The 6750-nt window shown below is 55.3% G+C and carries 5 protein-coding genes; 1 reads left to right on the top strand and 4 read right to left on the bottom strand.

What is annotated here, in order from left to right; translation table 11 throughout:
- A partial coding sequence (locus WBC85_RS06690; RefSeq protein ID WP_424434236.1) for a type IV secretion system protein occupies positions 1–513 on the top strand: 513 nt, incomplete at its 5' end.
- Positions 514–727: 214 nt separating this feature from the next.
- Here WBC85_RS06690 and WBC85_RS06685 read toward each other — a convergent pair.
- From WBC85_RS06685 to WBC85_RS06670, 4 genes are all read right to left on the bottom strand, one after another.
- A complete protein-coding gene (locus tag WBC85_RS06685) occupies positions 728–3373 on the bottom strand; it encodes a TrlF family AAA-like ATPase (RefSeq protein WP_424434233.1) in 2646 nt (881 codons plus the stop codon).
- Between the two features lie 777 nt (positions 3374–4150).
- Positions 4151–5233 (bottom strand): type II toxin-antitoxin system antitoxin DNA ADP-ribosyl glycohydrolase DarG, encoded by a 1083-nt coding sequence (darG, locus tag WBC85_RS06680; RefSeq protein ID WP_120352483.1) that lies wholly within the window; start codon positions 5231–5233, stop codon positions 4151–4153.
- Positions 5233–5862, bottom strand: coding sequence for a type II toxin-antitoxin system toxin DNA ADP-ribosyl transferase DarT (gene darT, locus WBC85_RS06675; protein ID WP_206054332.1), 630 nt, complete (start codon positions 5860–5862; stop codon positions 5233–5235). The genes darG and darT overlap by 1 nt, the downstream gene beginning before the upstream one ends.
- Positions 5863–6117: 255 nt before the next feature.
- Positions 6118–6750, bottom strand: a 633-nt coding sequence (locus WBC85_RS06670) for a type IV secretory system conjugative DNA transfer family protein (protein WP_424434228.1), incomplete at its 5' end; no start/stop codon positions are given.

Genomic DNA, 6750 nt, shown 5'->3' with positions numbered 1-6750 from the left:
ACCAAGGATTATTTCGCGCGCTGGTTATCCGCGCTTATCTCCTTCGCGATCTACCCTATCGTGGTCGCAGGGGTCTTCGCGACCATCACCGGGGTGGCCTCGGCTCTCATCGGTGAACTAGGCGATCCCGAAGGGGCCTCAAACATCGGCGCGCTCATCCCCTTCTTCATGATGGTGCTCATGGCCAAGGGCTTCATTATCGCCACGCCCTTCATCGTCCGCGCGATCTCCGGCAACATCATGATGCCCGCCCTCTCCGGAGGTCTCGGCGGCGGCTACAGCTTTGCCCGCGCCGCCATGGGAAGCCAGCAGGCCTACAATCGCTACCTCATCGGCGGGGCCAGTGGCGCAGAATACGCAGCCCTCAGGGCGCGGCAGTTCTTCGGCTTACAGCAGATGCCCGTGAGGCAAGGCATGGGGCAGACGGGTTCCGCAGGAGGCACAGGATCCGCAGACACGGGGTCAAAAATGCTGGCGCAGCTGGCGAGACTGGGTCGACTTGGACGACGGTGACGGCCGAGGCCGTTCACCGGGTTCACTTTCGCTGTGCTGCGGATACACCGAACCGATCATCTATGGCGGTGTGCAGCGTGGTCGGGAAAGCCAAGTGTGCCAGCGCTGCATTCGGGCCTCCGAAGTGGCCGCTCACAGCCGAGTGCAGCAAAAACCGGAGGCGAATGTAGCCGAGAGTAGAGTGGTGAAGCGTTGCGTGTTCTTTTAGATATGGTCAGACGGCACGGGCTTTCCAGATTTGATAGATTGTCTTGCGGCGCTCAAATGCCTCCGGGCCGCCCTCCATGATGGAAATGACGTTGGACTGACAGGACTTATCGTCGATATTGCCAACCGATATGGCGATGTCATCATCGCTGGCGCTGCATGTGGTGATGGTCTCGGCATCGCCAAGCACCGGAAAATTCGCGTTATGTGTCGCGAAGATGAATTGCTGGTTTGGCTTGATCCGCCGAAGCAGCTTGACCACCTCCTCGTAGACGGTCTGGCTATCAAGATCATCTTCCGGCTGGTCGATGAGCAGAAGATCATTCCCCTTCTGGCTAAGCAGGAAGAGCATCATCGCGGAGGCGCGCTGACCAAGAGAATGCGACAGAAGTGCTTTGCCGTGATACGTCACCGCATAGCTGTTGGGCACCTGATAAGAGATGAGTGCGTAGAGATTTGCTATGAAGAGCTTTTTGAAGTCCTCGCTTTTTCCCTTCGCGTGAGCACAAGCCTTTTCGAGGTCTTTGAAAATCTCGCCAAAATCGGAGTAAGCCTCTGCAAGTGCATTATAATATTCCCTGCGAAGATTATTGCCTCGAAGTAACCCGTCGATATGGGTCGTGAAGGCGTTGCGGTCTCCCTTGAACGCTGCATTTACTCTCAATGATCCTTGCGATTCGTTGATGATTTTCAGCGCCGCCGCGATTAACTTGAATTCATCGTGCCAGGCATCATTCAGCGATGTCATGGCGATCAGGACGGCTTCGAGCCTTGTTTTTTCCTTTCCCGTCCGCTTGGCCAGCTCGGCGATTTCAGCTTCAAGCTCCTGCTTGCGCTGCGTAAGCTTGATATAGGCATCCGGCTGGATCGAGGTAACGCCCTGTTCGTCCAACGCTTTGACCAGTTCCCGCTCGGTCTCGGCAAATTCTTCCTTTAGGCCGTCGCGCACGCCTTCAAGCTCTTGGCGCAGTTCATCCAGATCGCCGGACTTGGTCTTGATGGTGGCAGCAAGAGCCTTGGCTGTCGCAACCGTGCCTTTTAGCTCTTCCACCTTGGCTGCGTAGCGCGTGAAGAAATCAGCATTTTGATCGGAGGCATGAACTTCTATCAGCTTGAAATCTTCTTCGGCCTGGGTTGCAGCATCATCAATCGTCTTGCGCCAGGCCGCAGCCGTCTCGTCAATACCCTGACAGTAGGTCAGGTCCTCGCTATAGGCCAATTGCTTTTCAAGCTTGTCCTTGATGCCATGCTTGTCGAATTGCTCCAGGTTGAATTCAACATCCTTGAGTTCATCTTCCAGCGCTTGCTTGTCCTCCGCATCGCCGCGGACAGAATTGAAGCTCTCTATAGCCGACTTTAGTTCGCCCGCGCGTTCCTCGATCTTTTGCCGCACACCCTTTAGGCTATCGCCCATGAGCTTTTCGACAAGATCGTGCCCGAAGCCCTTTCCAGCAGCGGAGAGGTCCTTCTGCCCGAAGTAAAGCGGCTTGGCGATGATCGTCTCCTTAATGGAGACACCGGGGCGCAGCACGCCATCGACATAAACATCCGGCAAATGCCCCCAGATGCGCCTAACCTCATAGCGACCGCCATGCCGATCGGTCGCTTCGACAATTACCTTGCCGCCGCTTTTCAGAACATGGGGCAGGAGCTTATCCTTATATTCCTTGTCCTGTGCCTTTTCGCCAAAGGGGATATCAAGCGCGTAGCGCACGCTTTCCAGGATAGAAGATTTTCCGCTGCCCTGAATGCCAATCAGACAATTCAGATGCGGAGAGAAGGTAACACGCCTAACATCCAGCAACCCGCCTTCAAAGCGAACGGCGTTGATGTGGGAATGGCCTATGGACGGTATATCCGGCGCAACGCGGAAAGCATGATCCGTCAGGGCAAATTTCACCGCATCGAAACCAACATCGCCAAGCTTCAGATAAACCTTCTTACCTTTGCCGATTTCAGAAATTTCTTTTGCATCAGAGCCTTCCACTTCGGCTGGATAGTGATCGCCCCACCAGCCCTTGACCTTCGTGCGGCAAACGCCATCCTGCTTGTCATGGGTGCGGACCTTCTGGAAGCCAAGGGCATATTTTTGAATGAGCGGCTCAGCGGCAAGTTCGCCCATTCGCCCGCCGCTTAACTCCTTCCACAGGCCACTATTGGCCTCGACATGCGCGAAGATAATGAAGAAGTCGCGGTTGTAGGATTCCAGTTTTCTGAGCGTCTCGATCAGGTCATCATTGCTACGTCCGTTTTCCTGCTCGTATTGCGCGGGAACCTTCCCAGCAAACGCTACGCCAAGAAATTGGTTGATGTAATCCTGACCATCGGCCAACCAAGCTTCGGAAAATACCACGAGTGTGTGAACGCCGTTTGCGCCGTCCTTGACGGATAGTTCCACGCCGGGGAGCACACCGATACCGAATTTGCGCGCCCTCTTGCGCAGAGCCTTGAATTCTTCCAAGTCAAATTTGTTGTGGTTGGTGATGACGGCAAGGCGTGTTCCGTTAGCTTCAAGCGCCTCGACATAGCTGGCGACGAAACGGTCAGCGTCGCCGTCATAACGAAATTCCTTATCCGCTCGAGTGTGCAGGTGGAAATCTGCCCTTACCCACTTCGTGCCATGCTCGAAGAGTTTCTGAAGTGCCTCACTCATTCGCTACATCCCTGTGATCAATTAGTTTTTCTTCCCAATGAGACCACGCAATGCGGGTCTCTGTAAAGTTAGGCGCTAACTGGCCCGCGGTTGGCCAGAACGGCGCGCGGGCGGCGGCAGTGTGACTTGCCGTAGGGTGCAAGCGCGACTACGTCCGAGCGGTCGCTGCAATTGTGTTGCAGGCCCTTAGGGGAAGTCGACGTTATACCCGTTAGGTGGTCATGAATCCGTTGCCAGCGGCCATCAATCTGAATGGCTGGTCTCACGGTTAGGCTGCGGCTGCAATGCCGCGGCGCCATGAGGCCGCTTTCCGCCCTGCGTTTCAGAGTTTGGCGCGATGCTGCGCCAGACGCGCGGGACTGCTCTCAGCGCTTTGCGGTCTTATGCCCAAACGGCTGCGACCGTTAAGGTTCAGACTTAGTCAGAATTAACCGGCCTTTCCGTCCCGAGACCCGCCATCCTACGTGGAAGTGATCGGCCTGCGAGGTTAGAAGGGCGAATTAACGAGAACCCTCTTTCATTTTTTTGCGGGGGGCTTGCTAGATTTGCTAGGTTTGAGGGACGGTGTGTTCCCTGGTGTGGTTTTGTTGTCACGGCGTCGCTGATCCGGTTTCCCGGTTGATTTTGCTATCGGCTTCGGTCCTGGTTTAAGTGCCATGAATGCTCTCCTTTATTGGTTTGTTGATTTGATGCTCCCACGAATGTCCGCGTTGTAACGATGCTGCGGAAGCAACGCGGCATCGCCGCATGTGTGCTTCCCGCCCACGAACTCAAAGATTAACAGGCAGGCAGCCTGTTCGATGTCTGAAGTTGGCCCAAAGCGATGGCGACCAACCGGCGATCGAAGATCTTCAATTTGCGCTGTCCAGCGACTTCCCCGCCAGCCCAGTCCTTAAGACCTTCCATCACTCCCTCAACAGTCGGTTCGATATCGTCGTGCTGCATCATCCAGTCGACAGTCGCCAGAAGTTCCATGCCGAGAGGCGACTCAAAGCCATCGATGGTGGCCGAAGCCCATTCCAGTACGCTTGAGAACTGCTTCCCTTCACCCGAGTTCAGATAGGCTTGCACTCGATCATACTTTGCGTCGTTGAACCAAATGAGATCCAAGGGATCGGCATCTGCAAGGCGCTTGTCGCACCGGAGATAACTTCCATCGAGACTGTCGAGCAGCTTCGTCAGGTTATGCGAATAAGGTCCGTACTTGTTTGCTTGGAACCTGAACTTGAGTGCGTCCGAACCCCCGAACCGTTTCACGCCGCGCTCGAGAAACCATCCCAATTTCTGCACCTCAAGAATCGAGCATTCAATCCCAAGGAGTGAGTACCGACGTACCATCTCAGCCACCAGTGCGCGTGCCGGGGTGAGCTTCTCAACACCAGTGCGCTTGGCGACATTCTGATACTTGGAAGTCGGCTCGTAGACGATGGCATTGACCCCTTCAAGTTCCGCCAATGCCGACTCGATAAGAGGACGCACATCGCGCCAGTCAAGGCCACCATTACCACAGCCAAGTGGAGGGATCGCAATTGAATTAATTCCTTTCTCACGAATTACTCGGACAAGGTCCTTCAATCCATCCTCGACCCATTCAATCTTAGTTTTCACTCGCCAATGGGTCTTTGTCGGGAAATTGATGATCCAGCGCGGCCCAAAGAGCTCCTTGTTCTCGGTAACAAACATTTTGCCAGTACGCACTTCGCCTGCATCGCAGGCGCGCGCATAAGCTTCGAAGTTTCGTGGGAATTGCTCCTTGAACATGAGGGCAATTCCTTTGCCCATGATTCCGACCGTGTTCACGGTGTTCACCACCGCGTCAACGTCAGCTTCCAGAAGATTGCCTTGCGTGTAAGTTACCATCAGAAATACCAGCCTGGTCGCGCCACGATCTTGAGATCGAGCCCAACCTCCTCCCGTTGCTGTTCAAGTGTTCCTTTTTCGTTCTCGCTCAGGCAGACTATGCCTGCAAGGTGCTCCACTGGCAAGTGCCTGTGCACGAGCGCCTCGGCCTGGTAGCGATCCGTCTTTTCGGGATCATCGACGTCGCGTTTGAAGTCTCTACGCTGCAGGATGCCCCAGTCGACCTTGTCGAGGTCGTCGAGCGAGGTGAAGAATTGCGCAGTCTGGAGGTATGCGTGGCGATCTGAAAACACCGTTGCTACGCCTCGATCCTCGAGCCCTCGAAGTGAGGACGCCATGATCACAATCTCCGTGTTCGGGAACTGGCGAATTCCTCCGTAGCCAGTCTTGATGTTGTACATCATCATCGAAAATGGCGTGAAATAGAACGGAATGTAATCTGATAGCGATCCGCCCGGTGCAACAGGTACATTCCGTGCAGTCCGACGCTGAATTAATTCGAGGTTCCCAATTCGCACGAAATTGGGGTCTTGCACTCCGGAATTCTTGCAATGAAGCCCATGCCTGAGGATCCACGGCACATTGTTGATGTGCGTAATCCTGAAGATCAGAGCTTTTTCGGCGGTCAAGTTGTTTGCCATGTCTCGATATGGATACAGTTTGGGCCAACTTCCCTCAAGATGTTATATGGTGGCCAGCGCCGTCGAGCACTTAGCCGATTGACTGGTTCGCAAAACACTTGCCATTCGGTCTTCGCACGAACGCCAACCATTGGCGACGGCCAGCCCCGAATGTCCGCACCTGCTTATGGCGTTGAACCTTTTCGCACCCTTTGCAAATGTCCGGAATCCGTCCTCCCCGACAAGCAGGCGATGTCCGCCACCCTATCGAGCAACCAGCTTTTGACCACCGTTCTCTCGCAGCATCGCTTCCATTTCATCCAAGCCATCGACAGCAGAGCGCATTTGCGCCTCATCAACGACGCTCGCAGCTTCGGCATCCACGACCTGGCTGCCAAAATCCATCTCCATCTGACGCTGTTCCTCGGCGATGACGGCTTGAACGACGGGCGCCGTCTTCTTTGGAACAACATCAGATTGCCCTGAATGTTCAGCATCAGTAGGCTGGCCTGCTACGTCTACATCGGCCTCGGGTCCACTTGGCCCGTCCGGCGGCGGCGCCATCGGCATGGCGCGCACACTAAGCGGCAGCGTGCCTTGCGAACCACCTCCCCCCGGCTTCGGAAAAGGCAACTCCCCCGTCTGCGCCGCGTGGATCGCCTTGAACAGCCGATCGTCAAAATATTGGATCCGCTTTGCCCGGACCGGCATCTGGGCATCGATGACCATGACGATCTCGTCGAGCGGCAGACGGCGCGCCTCATCTTCAGGCAATAACGAGCTTTCTTCAGTCCGCGTGGATTGGCTGCGGCCTTCAAAGGGGTTTTTGCCGATGGACTGGGATCGCGTGATGACGGTCTTCGTGGTCTTGCCAACCGCCTTGCTCAGTTCCTCGAC

The organism is Planktotalea sp. (assembly GCF_049680325.1).
Lineage (GTDB): Bacteria > Pseudomonadota > Alphaproteobacteria > Rhodobacterales > Rhodobacteraceae > Planktotalea.
This window is presented reverse-complemented; position numbering and strand designations above follow the sequence as displayed.

Coding starts and splice junctions, on each gene's coding strand:
- WBC85_RS06685 (WP_424434233.1), bottom strand. CDS start 3,373: ATGAGTGAGGCACTTCAGAAACTCTTCGAGCATGGCACGAAGTGGGTA.
- darG (WP_120352483.1), bottom strand. CDS start 5,233: ATGGTAACTTACACGCAAGGCAATCTTCTGGAAGCTGACGTTGACGCG.